This window comes from Methylophaga sp. (assembly GCF_030651745.1).
Window position 1 is genome coordinate 42263 of record NZ_JAUSCC010000047.1, and the last position, 16367, is coordinate 58629.

At 44.1% G+C, this 16367-nt stretch carries 20 protein-coding genes and 1 pseudogene; 11 read left to right on the forward strand and 10 right to left on the reverse strand.

Features of this window, described 5'->3' with window-relative positions; genetic code table 11:
• Nucleotides 1-35 precede the first annotated feature (35 nt).
• On the reverse strand, nucleotides 36-578 hold the full coding sequence (locus tag Q7V21_RS05345) for a hypothetical protein (RefSeq protein WP_304916287.1): 543 nt from the start codon (nucleotides 576-578) through the stop codon (nucleotides 36-38).
• Between the two features lie 471 nt (nucleotides 579-1049).
• Here Q7V21_RS05345 and Q7V21_RS05350 point away from each other — a divergent pair, with 471 nt between their 5' ends.
• The 3 genes from Q7V21_RS05350 (at nucleotide 1050) to Q7V21_RS05360 (ending at nucleotide 3264) form a co-directional block, all read left to right on the forward strand.
• The gene (locus Q7V21_RS05350) at nucleotides 1050-1478 is read left to right on the forward strand and encodes a hypothetical protein (protein ID WP_304916288.1); all 429 of its coding nucleotides are present in this window, start codon (nucleotides 1050-1052) and stop codon (nucleotides 1476-1478) included.
• Nucleotides 1479-1538: 60 nt separating this feature from the next.
• Complete coding sequence (locus Q7V21_RS05355) at nucleotides 1539-2864, forward strand: TraI domain-containing protein (protein ID WP_304916289.1); 1326 nt, start codon at nucleotides 1539-1541, stop codon at nucleotides 2862-2864.
• Nucleotides 2865-3075: 211 nt separating this feature from the next.
• Nucleotides 3076-3264, forward strand: a complete 189-nt coding sequence (locus Q7V21_RS05360; RefSeq protein ID WP_226069712.1) for a hypothetical protein — start codon at nucleotides 3076-3078, stop codon at nucleotides 3262-3264.
• A 176-nt stretch (nucleotides 3265-3440) separates the two neighbouring features.
• Here the strand turns inward: Q7V21_RS05360 and Q7V21_RS05365 are convergent, their stop codons facing one another.
• Nucleotides 3441-3659, reverse strand: coding sequence for a hypothetical protein (locus Q7V21_RS05365; protein WP_304916290.1), 219 nt, complete (start codon nucleotides 3657-3659; stop codon nucleotides 3441-3443).
• A 35-nt stretch (nucleotides 3660-3694) separates the two neighbouring features.
• Complete coding sequence (locus Q7V21_RS05370; protein WP_304916291.1) at nucleotides 3695-4696, reverse strand: PRTRC system protein D; 1002 nt, start codon at nucleotides 4694-4696, stop codon at nucleotides 3695-3697.
• A gap of 1281 nt (nucleotides 4697-5977) precedes the next feature.
• Here Q7V21_RS05370 and Q7V21_RS05375 point away from each other — a divergent pair.
• From Q7V21_RS05375 to Q7V21_RS05385, 3 genes are all read left to right on the forward strand, one after another.
• A complete protein-coding gene (locus Q7V21_RS05375) occupies nucleotides 5978-7045 on the forward strand; it encodes a site-specific integrase (protein WP_304916292.1) in 1068 nt (355 codons plus the stop codon).
• Between the two features lie 78 nt (nucleotides 7046-7123).
• Nucleotides 7124-7441 (forward strand): hypothetical protein, encoded by a 318-nt coding sequence (locus Q7V21_RS05380; protein ID WP_226069716.1) that lies wholly within the window; start codon nucleotides 7124-7126, stop codon nucleotides 7439-7441.
• The gene (locus tag Q7V21_RS05385; protein ID WP_304916293.1) at nucleotides 7441-7734 is read left to right on the forward strand and encodes a hypothetical protein; all 294 of its coding nucleotides are present in this window, start codon (nucleotides 7441-7443) and stop codon (nucleotides 7732-7734) included. The genes Q7V21_RS05380 and Q7V21_RS05385 overlap by 1 nt, the downstream gene beginning before the upstream one ends.
• A gap of 803 nt (nucleotides 7735-8537) precedes the next feature.
• On the opposite strand, the gene Q7V21_RS05390 is transcribed toward Q7V21_RS05385, so the two are convergent.
• Genes Q7V21_RS05390 through Q7V21_RS05410 form a run of 5 tightly spaced genes read right to left on the reverse strand, consistent with a single transcriptional unit; the run spans nucleotide 8538 to nucleotide 11196 of the window.
• A complete protein-coding gene (locus Q7V21_RS05390; protein WP_304916294.1) occupies nucleotides 8538-9239 on the reverse strand; it encodes a hypothetical protein in 702 nt (233 codons plus the stop codon).
• A gap of 13 nt (nucleotides 9240-9252) precedes the next feature.
• Nucleotides 9253-9735: a hypothetical protein gene (locus Q7V21_RS05395; RefSeq protein ID WP_304916295.1), complete on the reverse strand. Its 483-nt coding sequence runs from the start codon at nucleotides 9733-9735 to the stop codon at nucleotides 9253-9255.
• A gap of 46 nt (nucleotides 9736-9781) precedes the next feature.
• On the reverse strand, nucleotides 9782-10618 hold the full coding sequence (locus Q7V21_RS05400; RefSeq protein WP_304916296.1) for an HDOD domain-containing protein: 837 nt from the start codon (nucleotides 10616-10618) through the stop codon (nucleotides 9782-9784).
• A gap of 51 nt (nucleotides 10619-10669) precedes the next feature.
• Nucleotides 10670-10957 (reverse strand): DUF6283 family protein, encoded by a 288-nt coding sequence (locus Q7V21_RS05405; RefSeq protein WP_304916297.1) that lies wholly within the window; start codon nucleotides 10955-10957, stop codon nucleotides 10670-10672.
• Nucleotides 10954-11196: a hypothetical protein gene (locus Q7V21_RS05410; RefSeq protein ID WP_304916298.1), complete on the reverse strand. Its 243-nt coding sequence runs from the start codon at nucleotides 11194-11196 to the stop codon at nucleotides 10954-10956. The genes Q7V21_RS05405 and Q7V21_RS05410 overlap by 4 nt, the downstream gene beginning before the upstream one ends.
• 261 nt (nucleotides 11197-11457) lie before the next feature.
• On the opposite strand from Q7V21_RS05410, the gene Q7V21_RS05415 reads away from it, so the two are divergent.
• The gene (locus Q7V21_RS05415; protein ID WP_226069704.1) at nucleotides 11458-11598 is read left to right on the forward strand and encodes a hypothetical protein; all 141 of its coding nucleotides are present in this window, start codon (nucleotides 11458-11460) and stop codon (nucleotides 11596-11598) included.
• A gap of 298 nt (nucleotides 11599-11896) precedes the next feature.
• Here the strand turns inward: Q7V21_RS05415 and Q7V21_RS05420 are convergent, their stop codons facing one another.
• Nucleotides 11897-13594: a DUF4942 domain-containing protein gene (locus tag Q7V21_RS05420; RefSeq protein ID WP_304916299.1), complete on the reverse strand. Its 1698-nt coding sequence runs from the start codon at nucleotides 13592-13594 to the stop codon at nucleotides 11897-11899.
• 224 nt (nucleotides 13595-13818) lie between these two features.
• On the opposite strand from Q7V21_RS05420, the gene Q7V21_RS05425 reads away from it, so the two are divergent.
• From Q7V21_RS05425 to Q7V21_RS05440, 4 genes and pseudogenes are all read left to right on the forward strand, one after another.
• Nucleotides 13819-14280, forward strand: a complete 462-nt coding sequence (locus Q7V21_RS05425; protein ID WP_226069681.1) for a hypothetical protein — start codon at nucleotides 13819-13821, stop codon at nucleotides 14278-14280.
• Nucleotides 14273-14557 carry a type II toxin-antitoxin system RelE/ParE family toxin gene (locus Q7V21_RS05430; RefSeq protein WP_304916300.1) on the forward strand — a complete coding sequence of 95 codons (285 nt, stop codon included), beginning with the start codon at nucleotides 14273-14275 and terminating at the stop codon, nucleotides 14555-14557. The genes Q7V21_RS05425 and Q7V21_RS05430 overlap by 8 nt, the downstream gene beginning before the upstream one ends.
• Nucleotides 14558-14683: 126 nt before the next feature.
• A pseudogene (locus tag Q7V21_RS05435) lies at nucleotides 14684-14845 on the forward strand (HigA family addiction module antitoxin); the annotation flags it as partial.
• 199 nt (nucleotides 14846-15044) lie between these two features.
• The gene (locus Q7V21_RS05440) at nucleotides 15045-15617 is read left to right on the forward strand and encodes a hypothetical protein (RefSeq protein WP_304916301.1); all 573 of its coding nucleotides are present in this window, start codon (nucleotides 15045-15047) and stop codon (nucleotides 15615-15617) included.
• A gap of 258 nt (nucleotides 15618-15875) precedes the next feature.
• Here Q7V21_RS05440 and Q7V21_RS05445 read toward each other — a convergent pair whose 3' ends face one another.
• On the reverse strand, nucleotides 15876-16058 hold the full coding sequence (locus tag Q7V21_RS05445; RefSeq protein ID WP_226069893.1) for a hypothetical protein: 183 nt from the start codon (nucleotides 16056-16058) through the stop codon (nucleotides 15876-15878).
• Between the last annotated feature and the right edge of the window lie 309 nt (nucleotides 16059-16367).

The window sequence follows — 16367 nt, forward strand, 5'->3', positions numbered from 1 at the left end:
ATTTAAAGCTGCCTTAATAAGGCAGCTTTTGTTTTTTATGGTAAATCAGCATCACTTTGGCGCTCCCTGTTTTTGGTATAGCTCCAGCCATAAATAGAGGGGTTATACATATGCGCACCGCCTTCCTTGCCTGCAACGCCCAACACCACCTTCCAGAAAATAAAACTCAATTTAAAGGACAGCACAACCAAGAAAAATAACCCAGTCACCAACATCTTAGCTGCCTTACCTTCAAATGAGGCTGACGCAACAGCGCGAGACTGTTCACTAATAAGTGCCAGAACTATTGTTGACACCTGAAAAGCGAGAACGACCAAAAGCGAACTGGCTATTACTGTTTCGACAAAGTTTGGAAGATAGCCTCTGAAAATGGACAGCATTACGATCACGCTGAGAATAATGAAAACCCATAGGGGTGGGTGTTTCACTATCTGACGCATCTTGTGCGGAATTGTATGCTCTGCAGAATCTTGCGTTATTCTCAGGTAGTACCGCTTTAGCCAGTATGAAATGCCCGTTATGACAGCCATTGCAGCCACAATAACGATAAACTCGAAAAAGGTAGGTAACACAATCATAAATAAACGTCCTTTATTGTTGTTCTCACCCGAGATTGGAGCAACAAAAAAGGGCGGTTATGCCGATGATGATGCAACCTTGATTCCGTAGCGGATTCGGATGTAGTCAATTTCAGTCTATAACGGATTCTGGATAGCGCAAGTCTACTGAATTCAATTTGTTCTGCATCATTGCGAGAAATGTCTACCAGTTCATCATTTTCTAGGTGTTGTTCCGGGCCATGTTATTGAATAGTTAAGACTTAGCCGATAAGATTCAACTATCTTGGTAACTATGAATTTAGTTACAGGAAGTGCCACAACCACTATATGTTGTGCTCAATAGCAGTCGCTCACTGACCGATTGCAAACTAAAAAGCCATATGTCCACGGATATATGGATAGCACCAACCCATAAGGGGATTTTCTCTCCTTATGGGGCGGCGATCTCTCTTTTTGGGTTGTATATTTCAACTTTGAGGAGATAGATCGATGCAAAATTTAATACCAATATTATTCGTGATTGGCTTTGTTGTGTACTGGGTAGACCAGCAGGTACTTGCGACTCTACAGCGACAAGGAAAGTACGACCCCAAGACATATCGCTCAATAATGTCTGTTGTTTTTATGGGGCCGTTTGTGCTCTTATTTAAGCATCTTTTCCCGTCTACCAGTCCCGATTCAGCCAAAACAGAATCCCCTGAGCTGATCCCAACCGGTGACCTAAGCCAGTTCAGTTACGATTCAACTGTTTGCATGAACAGACTAAACAGGAAGGTACGCTTATCGTATTTTTTCGATGATAACCAGCATGCCTGGTACAAGATTGAAAAAATTAACCATCGAGGCGTGCCCACAGATTCACCTAAGTTTGAACCTGCAACAGTACCGTTTGATGTTAAAAAGCTACAGTACGTGTAGACAAGCCAGCCCCATTCTACGGAGTGGGGCTTTTTTTTGCCTTATAGAAATATAACCGTCTTGGGCCAATATCCGGTTAAAGCTACACATTTCTCCCACAACACTCTAAATTTGCCGAACTACTCTCCGGAGAAAATCATGTTTGGCCGACGAAAAACCACAGTACCTGCACCATCAACATCCATTCCTGCTGATGGCATCCCATTTCTTACCGCTAAAGACCTGCTTGCCCCACATTCGCAGCTGATAAAAAAGATCCGCAATGATGCTGGTTGCACACGCGAATATTTTGATACTTATTATCTGCCAGCAATAGAGCGCCTGGCAGAGATGCTTCAGCTTCGTCCATTTGGCCATGAAGGGGAGTACGCAAAAAAAGGCGGTGCAATTGAAGTGGCTATTAAGCGCGTAGCGTTAACCTTAAAACTTCGCCTGGGAACATTGCTCCCACTGAAATGCAAGCCAGAGGAAATATCTCATCGAGGTGAGTGTTGGACTTATGGCTTGTTTATTGCCGCACTCTTACGAGACTTCGGCGGGCAAATGCTTGGGGTGAAAATCATTGGCTTTGCCAAAAACGATAAGCCAGCTGGTGAATGGCACTGCTGGAAACATCGAATCGACGAATACAATCATTACCGCATGAGAAAGGTAGCCGGTATCACCCGCTCACTGTCCTATACAACAACCGTACTGCACATCAGAGACATCATCCCCGCTGAAGGCGTTGAGTGGATATACGGTGACCCAGAGCTGATGGACTGCATGCTGGACATCCTCGCTGGTGGCCATAAAATTCCTGACAATCCGCTGTATTCCATCATTGTAAGAGCCACATCGACTTTGCGTGATGAAATCTCATTTGAAGCAGCATTACTACAAGCAGAAAATGAAGTTAATACTAAAGAGGCACCGGCCTCAACAAGTGAGCACATCGACAAAGAGACTGGTGAAGTCATTAAAACCACGCCTGTTAAACTACAACAAGCAGCAACAGAACCAGCTCCGAAACAAAGCAGTCACGCTCCAGTAGAGCCTAAACCGTCAAATCCAATAGACTCCATGCCACCTGAGATGGAAGAACCACCACAGAATATTGATGATTATCCGCCAGAGCATGATGACGAAATCACAGCGAAAAACTTTGTGGCCAGACTCAAAGTGGATATTCAAAAGAAACGTATCACGACCGAATATGCCAAGCAGGAAGGCAATACCATAAAAGTGAAATACCCCACTACATTCAGAAGCTATACGGACAGTCCTTCAGACCTTCTAAACGAGCTGCGTCTAATAGGGGCCATACAAGATGAGGGGCCGATTAAAGGCATATCTGCTGATAGAGTGATAGTACTCAAGGGGGAAATTGCCATCATTTCCGGTTAAGCGTAATGTTTAACTACAGATTCTGCGTACTTGAGTATTCAAGTACCTGAAGTGTCACGGCTGCTTTAACGCTGTGCTCAACGGATGCTGACTACGGTTGGTATCTTAAAAAATGTTGCTGCTTCTACGGACGCAGTTAACCTCAACCCTGAAGGGAGAATGTTTCTCCTTTCAGGGGTGGCGTTCTCCCTTTTTTATTTGGAGAATGCCTATGATAAAGGTTAATTTTAATAATATTAAGGAAGATCTGAGAAAGATAGCAATCGCCTTAATGATTGCCGGGCTAGCAGGATTTATAATCGAAAGCGTTAGCTTATTTAAATCGGCTATAATAACTTTTGTTGGTTTAATCTTTTGGATCTTAGGGTTAGTCGAAAAGGCTACACAGGAGGGTGAGTGATGGAAATTGCACTTTTAATTGGTGTATTTGGTCTTGGTCTGTATGCAATTGCAGCTTATCAAGAACGTAACCACTCGAAAAAGCATAAAAAACGCTAACTCAAGAGATTATTTCCACGGAGATAATTAAAAGCCCCGACCTTTGCAAAAAGGTCGGGGCTTTTTTGTTTGAGCCTGTCAAAACAGATCTCCAACGCCGGCATCCGAGATGAGATCAAACTCATCCTTTTCGGCAGTGATATCTTTCTGGCCAGAAGGGGCAGGCATGATATCCACCTCACCACCGTTTAACTTCCCAAGTTGAACCAAACCCAAAAGCATTAACTTTCGTGCTTGATATGGCTTGCCTTTTGAAAAACGACTAAGAAATTCAAACAGCTCAGGATCTTCATCCATGCTGATTATCTGATTCATTCTGATTGAGTCAGTCATCACGCTACCTCACGATGATTCCGTGCATACCAGGCTTCACCGATTTTTTGAAATCCCAACACATTGGCGACAACTGAATGCTCATCACAATGAACGTGATGTTTAGGCAACAGCTTCTTAATCGGATCTAAAAAGATTCGGGCGCCACCGCCGACCAGAATAATCTGATCGATACTCCGACCGTCACCGACCTTGTTTGAAATGGCATCCACTGCAGGCATGATTTCAGTCAGTGCGGCCTGATGGTATTTCGTTAAATCTACATCCTGACCATACAGGCGGAATCGACCTTTGCGAATCCCTTCATCAATGTGGGAGATGTTGTCGTAATTAATTGAAAGGTCTTCGCTAACCCCCTTTGCCACAGCTTTTAGATAAGCACTCATTCCGGTTGGATGACTGCCGCTTTTGCCACTGATTTCTCTAAGGCCTGTAGATACCAGAAAGTCCACAGTGAAAAAGCCGGGATCAATCAGCAGGTTTCGAGTGCTGCTCAACTCCTCTAGCAATTTCGCTTGTGATGCGTAGTGCAGAAACCCACCTAATGGCTGTGATACGGCATTCACCTTTTTGATATGCACATCTCGATTGCCGACACGGTGCGTACCAACAAGCAGTTTTTCTAAGACCGCACGCTTGCTGCCCATTAAATCCACTGGCAAACCAACCACCAGCAAATCAATGGTATCGACATTCATTTGAGAGAGTGCGCCATACATTAGCGCCATATAATCTTCTGTCTCGATGTAGTTCTCGTGCATGATGCGTACACCACCTTCCAGGGCGGCATCAATACCTGGACCCACTTCATAACGATTGCCGTTCACCACTACCTGATAAATGTCTGGGCTTTCCTGAAAGCTGCCCTTATTCACACTGGGGCGGTTCACAATTGATGGAAAGTGATCGGCCACAGCACGACCATTAACAATGTTACGAATAAATTTAGTGTTGCCATAGCCAACGTCTACAGCACGAATGACTGGATTAATATTGTTCACGAACGTTCCTCCACGGAAAAACAAAAGAAACGCGCACGCAAAAGCATCAAAGGCTTTTGATTAAGCACGCGATAGATTGAGTTTGAAATATGGCCTGAAGTAGGCCTTTTTTGATGCACACTTCCGTGGAAGTTGTGCGCGGGAGCGTCAGAAATGACGATGGAAAATAGCTTACACCGGGCGCATGAGGAAAATCAAGCCGAATGTGTCACGCATGACACGTCTGTGACACATAATCATCAAATCCATCCTCCAATACGGAGAGTTAGACCTGTTCCCAAGTGAAAAGGTGTCATGCACGACACGTCTGTGACACCTGAGCCACTTCAATCACAAAATTCTGTCAGTTTTCTCAAAAACGCACCTAAGTTGCTTTGGAAAAAAACGCGCTGGAGACTGAGGGGCAAAACCGACCCAATTTCTGTAGTCAAAACAAGACATTGGAAAAAATCAGCTAAACTGATTCCACACTATGAGAAAAAACTGGATCAAAAAAATTTGACAAACAGGGGGGCTTTGATCTGAAAATATGCTCAATCTTCAAACGGGCCCCTCCGGGTCTGAAGAGAGCAGCAAGCCAACTGCACAAAAAATGGCTCTCTCTAGGCTACGTTCACGCAACGTTGCCCACTCAAAGAAAAGACAAAAGAGCTGTAAATATGCTGAAAATGCATGTTGACGGATTTCTGCGTCTGAAAATCATCCAGGACACGGTATCAACCGGACTGCCACGGCGGTCATCGTCCATGTAGTTCACTGTCTCTACGGAGGCACGTATCAATCGAAGTACGGCGGACCACGGTTCGACTGTAATCCATACGAAACCACAAAAAGATTTTCCTAAAACCTGATGTAAACACAGTCTGTTGTCGGAGCAGCGTTTTACTAGGGCGGAACTACCGTGATCGGGCCTCCTGCTGGCGGGGAGCACTGGGAACAAATTCAATCACGTTCGTATTTTTGTGTGTATCAAAACTAACCGGACGCCTTGTAAATCTGTGACAGAGATGAACTGGGTGGCTGACTATCGTTAAAAGTTCTGTAAAGGGGTAGGTCGAACATCTACCAATGCTTTGCAGTGATAGCAGCGTCATGTCGGGTCTGAACAAAACCTTCCATGAAAGAGGCAACCTCACGTTTAAGATTCAGCCGCAGCTCAGAACTGCACCTGATGAGAGTTCCCTATCGTATGGTGATTGATTGATAACTACTGATGATTTGAATGAGTGAATTAGAGAGGAAAGCTGCTTATGAAAATTGATTAAAACTGGAGATAAAAAAATGGGTACACAATTACATAAACCCTATACACCGCCGTTGACCGTAACGGAGGGGGAGTTTGTATTCGCTGCACCGGAGATGCGAGGCAGATTCAATAGACACGGTAAACCTTGGACGGTGAGAACCATCTTTCTCTATAACGTGGAGCAAGTGCTTTACAAACACAATAGAAAACATGCCAAACGGGATAAGCCGGTCAGCGAAAAAACCAAATCTACTCGGTTTATAGAATGCCGGGCGATGGCGCATGACCTACATAATTTGGGCTATCGGATCACGTTGCCAACACAAATCCGTCAAAAGCACGTTAAAGCACTGACACGTTTCTGGGAATCCAGAGAAGACCTGAAGCCCGCCTCTGTAGTCCAAAAAGTATCTATTCTGAGAACCTTTTTGGGGTGGATGGGCAAACAGGGCGTGATGGAATTCATGTCGGACAAAGATATGTTTGAAAACCCGGAGGCCATGAAGCGTGAGTATGTGGCCAAGATAGATAAAAGCTGGGATGACAAGTTTGATGTAAACGCTTTGATTGAAAAAGTTACGGCTGACTGTAAACACACTGGCAGACAGCTGAAGCTCTCACATCTATTTGGTTTGCGAACCAAAGAATCTATGTTATTCCGTCCGCGGTTGGACTATGACGCTGAAAAAAAATATATCAATGTCAGACGTGGTACCAAAGGTGGTCGCACACGACTGGTGCATGTCGAAACGGATGAGCAGCGCGAATACCTTGAAGAGCTGCTTAGCTACACTCACGATGATAATGACTCCATGGTGCCAAGACGTTTCGAGTTGGCTGGTTGGTTGAAGCATTACTACCGAATCACAAAAAGAAATGGAATTTCACGGGAAACGGGCATTACACCGCATGGACTGAGACATGGTTACGCACAGCGATTGTATGAACGTACTACCGGTCACCCTGCTGCCGTCAAAGATGTACCACAACTCGCTCGTGACATCGACAAGATAGAAGAGCGGATTGCCAGGCTGTTGGTTTCAGAAAATCTTGGCCATAGCCGTGAATCCATTTCGAGTGCCTATATTGGCAGTCATGACTAACCGGCACAGACCAATATCCGGTTATTGATTGCCCTTATTTTTTTAATTGTTAACCTTCACGCCACAAAGGAAACGACCATGAATTACGAAAACCCTTGGGATATTGCATTACCTCTCATTTCAGCAACCGGTGAAGCTGACAAGCTAAACACCAATACCATTGAAGTCTTAAATAGACTCAGTGATAGAGCGAACCCAAACACCGGGTTCGCCATCACTCGGCCAGATGAGTTGGCACGAGATGCGAAACGCTCCATAGAGGAAATCCGAAAAGAGCTAACCGAGTTGGTGAAGGCTGAAATCATTAAGCCTGTTATCACAATCGAACAAGGTCTATTCATGGTCCATCCAAGACTGACAAGCCTCTCACATTCTTCAGTTCACCCAGAGGCGTAATGATGCGAGCCGCTACACAATCACCATTGAGTATGAATGGTCAGACAAACACAACCGAGACTATTTTGTATTTCTCACCTTCTTATTCAGGCGAGGTGCACATTATCCTGGGCAACTTTGTGCTGGAAACACCAGGCACGGTGGATGAAGCAATTAAGATTTCAAAGCGGTACCAAGAAGCGGCCAAAAGATGCAACAAACCAATCGAACTGGTTCCAACAGATTACACCTGCCAAACCACTGGTCAGTCGATTGAAAACTGGATTGGCGCTCAATCTACACACACATATTAATGTAGTAAACGTATTGCGATCGTAACGCGAGTGGCATACCAGAAACGAATCAACTGAAGATATAAAAAAACCGTTAAGGCCTCCTTAATGGTTTTTTTATATCCAACAAGCCGCAGGCGCGTTAGCGGTTACACCAAACCACGTTGACTCGATCCCTCTCTTTTTTGAGGGAAGTCCAACAAAGACAAAGATTAGTGACCTGAATGCATATGAAAAGACCTATTCGCCCCCCATCGAAAACTCTGCTTGAAAAGAAAAGCAACCTTGACTCCCGGATAGTTTTTCCAGCACGAGTTGAGGTTAGTTACAAAAACACAAAGCGGCTTGATATGGGCTTTCTCAGAGAGGCTTACGTGGGTGATGACTATATCTTGGTCAACTTGCAAGGGTCCAATGCTTTGATGCTATCTCCAGAAAGGGCAAAGGTCTACTATGATTGTCGCAGCTGTGCTGAGTTTATAGTTGATGAGCTGGGTTAAGACAACAAAGGCCACCCCTTTGAAGTCTGTAAAAAACTCCCACCAAAAAGTGTTTTCAAACGCTGGCCAGAAGATATTCAATGGGTCTACCAAATACATTGTTTAAACTCATTAAATGAAGACACTGCCGCCGCTCTTTTCAATGAAAAATATCACTTCAGTACAGCACTAAAGAAATTAAGATCATTCCCATTCCGTAAAAAAGATTTCAAGGCAATTATTCGAGCTAACGGGAACATTATCGAAATAATGTACGTTCCAGATGATTATGTGTGTACCTGATTTGAAAAAATCAGTTGTCGCATCAGGGCAGGTTGCCTTGAGTCAAATTCCGAGTTTTTCCCTGTCATCGCCACTCAACCCACCAGCAGCTTTTGCCAGATACCATGCGGAATCATTGAGAAGCCGTCCCGCTTTCTCGTCTATGTCGGACAAAGCCGCATCCAGCTTCTCGAAATAATAGGTAACACGTTTCGGATCTACCTGCTCACCAAAAGGGGCGATCAGCAGCCTGGCATATTCGACTCGCACAGAATTAAATTTGTTGTCTATCCATTCGGGGAAGGCAGATATAGAGGATGGCGTGTTGTTACTGAGGCGAAGTTTGATATCGTTACAAAAATACGCGAATTGATCTGCTCCCGTGATGTACTCCACAGAGAACACAAACCGCAGTTTAGTAATAGGCGTGCTACTGGCATTAGGGTATTGAGTATCTAAAGCACGAAGGGCATCTTTTGTTGTGGCTTCGTATACTGCATCTTTACGCTTACGTTCCCGCTCAGAATGCTCCCTGGCATGAGCAACTGTGTTCTTAAAACCGGTGAGGGCGACAACGGCCTGCTCAATTGCCTGTAAATCAGTCTTGCTGAATAACTCACGCACATTGTCATCCAGAATGTCTTTGCGAAGCGCATTGGCCAGCTTGGTTATTTTAGTTTGGTATTTTTTTAAGCTCTCCGGCGAGCGGTCAAAATAGCCTCGCTTTTTAATCAGCTCAAGATGTTTGTCGTCTTTTTTAGACATTGCATATCACCATTTAATACTCGGAATCCTCATCACTAAAATCCCAATACACGGGATCGCCATCCGACGTTGGGACCACTTCATTTGTGAACGGATTGAACTCATATCGTCGCTCATACATCCAGGAAAATTTTTCGGCTAACTGTGGATCGAACTTTGCACCTTCCTCTCTCAACCACGATAATGCATCGGTGCCAGTGGCTCTTAAACCTACCTGCCAAGTAAACTGTCCTGCCAGTTGCCATGGTGCAAATGCTTGATGGGGTGTATTAATGAGCCGGACCAGTGAAAGTCTTAAATTATGTAGCTCGTGAGAATAATCTGGATTACTTTTTGTAAGAAGAACCGGATTTGAGTGGCAACGTAAACTATATTGATTATGTAGAGCCATCACCTGTGAATTTAGCCTCGGCATCTCACATTTTTGCTGCTCCCAAAAAGCAATTTCTGCTAAATCAGAAGGTGAGAGCGTTCCGGTGCCAAAAGGTTTCTTCATCGTTAAAGTCCTTTTCATCAGATTTACCATCCATATCAGAGCACACTTACCCTTCACTGAGAAAGTCAGTCACGCTATTTTGTTGTTCATTAACTCTTTCAAGCAGGACTGGAAGCAATGAGGCATCTATATTAATCAAGTTTAATACCGACTCATCGACTGTAGCTACGCCCAGTCCAAGTTGGACGCTATCAACGAGAGCACTTGCAACATAGACTGTAGCAACGAGCTGTTTGTGATCCGGAGCATGCAAAGGATACTGCAGATAACGGGAAACACATGCCAACTTGTCGGGTAATCCCCAGTTTTCAATCAACACAGCACCTACCTCGCCATGATGAAATCCGATTATCCGGGTTTCAGCTTCATACAGTGACTCACTGCTATCACTCGCGCTTCGCATAGCCTCCAAAGCCATTTCAGGTAATGACTGATAGAGCACCAAACTGCCAATATTGTGCAACAAACCAGCAATAAAGAATTGCTCTGGTTCGGGCTGTTTTGTTTCTTCGGCAATGAGCCTGGCCGCAATTGCGCAGGCCAGGCTGTGCCGCCAGAACTTATCCATATTAACCAGGCTGGAAGGAATCCCTCGAAAGGAATTGATAACACTTGTTGCAAGTACAAGTGCTCTTAGTTCGCGAACACCGACAATGGTGATGGCTCTTGAGATGGTGTCGATTTTTGATGGAAGCCCGTAGAACGAACTGTTGACGATTTTCAGTAGACGCGACACCAATGCCGGATCGGTATTGATGACTACAGCCATGTCTTCAATGCTGCTATCCGGATCGCATATCAGTGCGTCCAGCTGAGCATACGTTTCTGTAGAAGAAACCAGATTCAATGATTTGTTGACCAGTATCTGTGGTGTTAATGCCATAGTGTATCCCGATATATTTGTTGCCATATTAGGCTGTTTGTCTGCTAACCCCTAATTACGGTCTGCATGGTGCTCGATACAGTCCGACACATTATTAAATAGCAGCTCTCGACCACGCAGTTCAAGTTCGATTCTAAAGCGAGCAGCCATCTCAACAAAGGTATTGTTTTGCTGGTTCAAAAGCATGTGTCCAGCACACTGCATGTCAGTCTTTTTATGACAGACAAATGAGTGAGCTTCGGTGATTTCTGTCATGCGCTCTCGGCCTAACCAACCCTTCAGCGTGTCTTTGCGAAACGGGCACTGGCTGCAAGGTGATTTTGCATACGGTAACTTCACTTTGTACCACCAGCAGCATCAATTTCAATACACTTCTGCATAGCCTCAATGAGACTTTCACGAGCATAGTAAGCGGTAAACGTCCCATCACCATTATCGACACCTGGAGCGTAACCACCACCGAACCGAGTAGAGTCATGAATCAGGATAGACGGGTTACTGATCAACACATATTTATCCGTGTCCAAAGGGGACGTGCTGGCGGGTGTAAAGGTAAATTGTTCTTTAAGTTCTTTCATTCATCCTCCACTAACTCACTATGACTAAATACCAGATTTAAGGTTATCCCATCTTTGTGATCGCGCAAGTATGCAGGGGAGGCTGTGAGAAAGGTTGTAGGAGAGTCCCTCATCAAAGTTGGTACGAATGTGTCTTCTCTTGGTGCTGCAGCTGTCATCTTTTTTTGAAGATGGCCTGACTGTTGTTAGTGGTATAATTGCTACATTAGTCGGACTGCTTATTGTCTTAATGGGTGTCTATGTGCGTGACGGGAGGATAAAATGATGGCTTATATTGAGCTTATTAGACCAGAATTGTTAATTGGTTTAGGTGTCTTGGTTATCGGCTGCGCCCTCTTGGGAGCGATTGCGATAGTTGTTGATAATAAACGCGAAAACGACCAGAACAATCATAGCCACTAATCACAAAGAACTACTTCCTACTGGGATTTAGTAAAGCCTCTACCTTCTGGTAGGGGCTTTTTTTATGTCAGAAACAAATCGAAATTGATGAAGCCACATTGTCAGAACACTACAATGATGTAAATAAACTCAAAAGACAGTATGAAATCATGAAGCGAGCAAGAGAGGCTGAATTCATTGAGCAGATTGGTGTATCGCCTGAAGTTGCCTTTGCTAACTTGACATCATTCACCAAAAAGCTGATGCATATTTTCAGACAGAGGATCAGATATAGGAAAGGGGCCGAAGCCCCATTCGATTATGCAGCCTGACTAAATCCTAGTTGCACCAGACTATTTCCGGTTAACTTAAGATTACTATCAAAACTCTGTACAGCTTGATCAACTGGAATGTCCAACTCGGACGCAGCCTCTTGAGCTGATTTGAGCCAGCCCTGCAGCCGACCAAATTCAATATTCAATCGACTCATAAAATTAGAATTAAACTTGATGTGTGTATTGTGATTTTTAAACGCCTTAACGCTCATCAGTATGCCTCTTTCACCGGTTCGATAATCGTAATACTCAAAGTCACAGGATTTATTAGAAACCCATTGGAAATCCATAGGCCGGGTCATATCAGTGGTATCAAATCCAAGATTGGTTGCGACGGTGAGGATGTCCATAATGAGGTAATAAGCCCTCTCAGACAGACCATTAAAACGCTCACGGTCATAAGCCCATTCGGTATTTGCCAGGCCGCCAGCACGTTGCAAAACGACACGAGTTTCTAATGAGAAGCGATCCAGACCTTCTGGCCTCGCGCAGTACCGCCAGCTATCCCGCCCGAAAGTTTTGGCGTTTGATTTGTATAGGAGCACATTTGCCTGTTCGACCATTCGCTCTACAAGGTCAATCACCTGGTGATCGAAATAGTGATTGGCATTTTTGATTACCCAAATGACAACGGCATAAACATTATCTGAATTAAAATCGACATCGGTACGAGAGGTCAGCTTGCTGAGCATGGCTTCGCGTGATTTTTGAGTCAGTTTGTCAGTAATTTTGTTGAGATTGTTAAACAGCTCGTTCCAGTAGAGGTTCTTGAGTCCAGAAATTTTGGTTTTAAGTCCTTCTCGGACACCACTAAAGCTCACGCCCAGCTCTTCTAACAGTGTTGCATCAAGTGACTCGAAGGCTTTGTAATTCAACATCAGCTTAGCTAAATCTCTGTCATACAAGGACGTTAAAACATCAATAATATCTCGGCCTTGCACTAACTCATTTTTAATCTCATCCTGCCGAACCTCTTTGGTTTCCATAGCAGAGGTTTTAGCCTTACCAGGAGCGGCTACTTTGAAATTCTCGGCAAACCAGATATCAAATGGATCGGTATCGGCCTCGCTGTTGCGGTTGAAGCGAGCAAGCTTAGTCATTGTGATTCGGATCACATCTACTTTTGCTCGTGCTTTGCGCTCTGCATTCAAAAAGTCAAAGCTACCCAAGACTTCAGTTTCTGCATTTCGCAGACACAGAGCATCATTAATAGGCGCATTATCTTTCCATCGAGAGGGGATGACGAGATAAATGATAGCTGAGCGTGATTCACGAATGATTTTGGTAGACCAGCTTTCAAACTGTTCATACGGTGGATTAGAGAAAATAATTTCTTGACGCTTATCCATTAAGACTTGCTGGTGGAAATCAGCACCAATGACAAATATTTCCCGGTCCATTGCAGAAATCAAGGGCTTTGCTTTCTCAATCGCGTATTTTTTTCCAGCAGTGAGATACATCAAGCTACGTCCATCACCAGCACCACAATCCAAAATAGACGGTTGGCTTTCCAGATAACGCTCATCAATCAAGTGATCGATATCGTTTTTGATTATATTCAGGATTTCCGTAGTGGTTGGATACCACTCAAAATCGCTATCTGTCTGTTTCAAACGAGCCACCATAGCGGCCGTGCTCTTGGGTGCTGCTTGGTGTGATAGTGATAGATTTTGTTGCATCATTTTGACTCCTCAAAGTGTAATTCTGAGGGTCAGAAACATTTCCTGACCCGCATAACCACTCTCTCATGGAGTTCAGATCACGCAACTCTTTGCATAAACACCTACATCCCTCTGGAACTGAGCTTTTAGCTGTGTATTCGCCAAACTATAAAGGGAGTTATTAATAATTGAATGTTTAAACAGTTAATAATAAACTGTAAACAATTAAATTCTGATTGGTGACTATGATGAGCTTACAGGCAATTAACCAAAGAACACTGCAGCAGCTGGTGGATGATGGGCTTGTACATTCGGCAACAGCGGTACCTAACAACGACCACTGGGAATTGGTGGTGAATTATGGCCAAGTAAGTAGAGTGCTCGCCACAACACCTGGCAACAAAGTAAGAACCTGGTCTAAGATGGATACGCTGATTGAGTACATTGCCAAGCTAGGAATTACTAAGCTGGAAACTGATTTAACTGACTATACAGCCGGAGTTAAAACATCTCGCAAACGTCCCGATCGCGCCGAGGCAATGCGACAAACGCATGAAGCAGCAAAGCATGATTTATGGTTTCGTGAACAGGTTAATACAGCCTTAGCCGAAGCTGATTCACCGGATGCCAAATGGATTAAGGCAGAAGACGTTCGCACAAGAATGAAACAGAGAGCTAAGTCTCGACTGGACGCTGTGAATGATTAGATGGTTAGGACATGCTGAAGATGATTTGATGGCCATAGAAGACTACATCGCTTTGGATAATCCTATTGCGGCCATAGAAACAGCCGATAAAATCTGGTTTTCCACCTTAAAGTTGACCGACAACCCACAGATTGGACGAGAAGGTAGAGTAAAAGGGACTCGCGAGCTGGTGGTGACAGGTACACCTTATATCGTGGTTTATCAGCAGAAATCCAAACAAGACGATATTAATATCCTGAGAGTTTTGCATGGTTCTCAGCGTTGGGGAGAGGTCTAGAAAATGCAAGAATATAATCCGTTACATCCAGGCGAGTTTATCCAAACAACATACCTGTCCGAGCTAGACATTAGCCCAACCAAACTGGCCAGACACCTGAAAGTATCACCATGAACCGTCTCAAGGCTTTTAATAGGACACTCCAACGTTTCTGCTGAAATGGCACTTAAGCTATCTGTAGTCCTGGGAGGTAGCCCTGAAAGTTGGCTGCAAATACAACGAAACTATGACCTATGGCAAGCAAGACAGACGCTTGACACAGAAGGATACCAACAGCTCTGCACCTGAAAACCTTTGCTTTAATGTTGGCTCTCAACTGATATTTGACTTTAGGGAAAGATTTAATTAACTTGATGGCTAGCGATATCGACGCTAGCTGCCCACTCTGGCCAACTCGAATGAGACGATAAACCAACGTATATATTTTATTTTTCTTTAATGCTTAATAGGCAGTGGGCACTTATTTCATAGCATTGGAGTAAATAAAATGACCACAAAACTGATAAATTCTCAAAACGTCAGCATTCTTAAAAAACGTGCAAAACGCCTCAAAACCTCCACCAGCATTCCACATCACGAAGCCTTAGAGATTATTGCCAACGAAACTGGCTTTAGCTCCTGGCATGAAGTCTGTGAAGCAAACCAACCTTTCCTTGCATTGGAATCGAGCCTGAAGCACGGCTTTATCGCAATATATGACAGAAAAGATGCAGAAAGCTTCCATGATAGTAAGAATCGCTTTGTCGAAGATGGACTAGGTGAGCTTGTCTGCGAGAAACGTCTCTATCAGCATTACATCAATCTTATTGATGAGGACCGGGGAGTGCCACTCAAAGAGCTCATGGAAGAGTCGCAACTCATGGATGACTTTCATGGGACTTACTCTCACACATATCTTCGATACTTACCCGAAAAACCGCCAGCAACTGTCCATGATGCATTGAGCATGCTCAGAGAGTTTATGTTCTTCCTGCCAGAATTCATTATTTTGAATGGCCAGCTGTACGACATGGACGCTGATGAAACGATTGCTCAGACTTCGCTGATTCAACGGTTATAGAGAATCAAAGAGGGACGTATATAAAACTAATTGAACCTTAATGATTTGAGGGTAGATCTAGTATGAGCTTTTTCTTACGAAGATTTACCCTCAAGTCATTACCGCTCACCCAACCGTACAGGCATACTCTGAATGTGTCGGTTGAGATGGCTTTGTGAATAATAAGTGTATTAGGAAAGCTTACTGTCGCTGGGAATAACAAAAAAAGAATCGAAACCATTACTGCGCTGGTGAGTACTTCTTTTAGGTTTTGCTTTATTATTGAATGATTTCCCAACCGTCATCACTCTCAACAAGTCGAATGCTGGAGGCTGCTGATTGCTCTCCAGTGAACTCAGAAAATGATGTTACTTTTACGTCACAGACAAAACCCGAAGACTCAGAGGCTGCTTTACAGCTCAGTTTTTCAACATCCCGAATCTCTACTTCATATTGAGCCATTAAATCACTCCTTCACTAAAGAAAATTTATTTTGATGCGTTAACTCAGATGTACAGCCGTGGTGAGATTCTGACTCTGAGTACGTTTCATCCGCAGCAGTTGCACAGATTAGTGGCGCTAAAGATGTGCGCATGGAACAAGTGACCAGTTTGCCGATGTTATCAATTAATCCGCAGCAGTTGCACAGATTAGTGGCGCTAAAGATGTGCGCATGGAACAAGTGACCAGTTTGCCGATGTTATCAATTAATCCGCAGCGAGAACATCTGACCCTGCTTGGACTGGACATTGCAACCTTACAAAATGCCTA

Coding starts and splice junctions, on each gene's coding strand:
- Q7V21_RS05345 (WP_304916287.1), bottom strand. CDS start 578: ATGATTGTGTTACCTACCTTTTTCGAGTTTATCGTTATTGTGGCTGCA.
- Q7V21_RS05350 (WP_304916288.1), top strand. CDS start 1,050: ATGCAAAATTTAATACCAATATTATTCGTGATTGGCTTTGTTGTGTAC.
- Q7V21_RS05360 (WP_226069712.1), top strand. CDS start 3,076: ATGATAAAGGTTAATTTTAATAATATTAAGGAAGATCTGAGAAAGATA.
- Q7V21_RS05365 (WP_304916290.1), bottom strand. CDS start 3,659: ATGGATGAAGATCCTGAGCTGTTTGAATTTCTTAGTCGTTTTTCAAAA.
- Q7V21_RS05375 (WP_304916292.1), top strand. CDS start 5,978: ATGGGTACACAATTACATAAACCCTATACACCGCCGTTGACCGTAACG.
- Q7V21_RS05380 (WP_226069716.1), top strand. CDS start 7,124: ATGAATTACGAAAACCCTTGGGATATTGCATTACCTCTCATTTCAGCA.
- Q7V21_RS05385 (WP_304916293.1), top strand. CDS start 7,441: ATGATGCGAGCCGCTACACAATCACCATTGAGTATGAATGGTCAGACA.
- Q7V21_RS05390 (WP_304916294.1), bottom strand. CDS start 9,239: ATGTCTAAAAAAGACGACAAACATCTTGAGCTGATTAAAAAGCGAGGC.
- Q7V21_RS05395 (WP_304916295.1), bottom strand. CDS start 9,735: ATGAAGAAACCTTTTGGCACCGGAACGCTCTCACCTTCTGATTTAGCA.
- Q7V21_RS05400 (WP_304916296.1), bottom strand. CDS start 10,618: ATGGCATTAACACCACAGATACTGGTCAACAAATCATTGAATCTGGTT.
- Q7V21_RS05410 (WP_304916298.1), bottom strand. CDS start 11,196: ATGAAAGAACTTAAAGAACAATTTACCTTTACACCCGCCAGCACGTCC.
- Q7V21_RS05415 (WP_226069704.1), top strand. CDS start 11,458: ATGATGGCTTATATTGAGCTTATTAGACCAGAATTGTTAATTGGTTTA.
- Q7V21_RS05420 (WP_304916299.1), bottom strand. CDS start 13,594: ATGATGCAACAAAATCTATCACTATCACACCAAGCAGCACCCAAGAGC.
- Q7V21_RS05425 (WP_226069681.1), top strand. CDS start 13,819: ATGATGAGCTTACAGGCAATTAACCAAAGAACACTGCAGCAGCTGGTG.
- Q7V21_RS05430 (WP_304916300.1), top strand. CDS start 14,273: ATGATTAGATGGTTAGGACATGCTGAAGATGATTTGATGGCCATAGAA.
- Q7V21_RS05440 (WP_304916301.1), top strand. CDS start 15,045: ATGACCACAAAACTGATAAATTCTCAAAACGTCAGCATTCTTAAAAAA.
- Q7V21_RS05445 (WP_226069893.1), bottom strand. CDS start 16,058: ATGGCTCAATATGAAGTAGAGATTCGGGATGTTGAAAAACTGAGCTGT.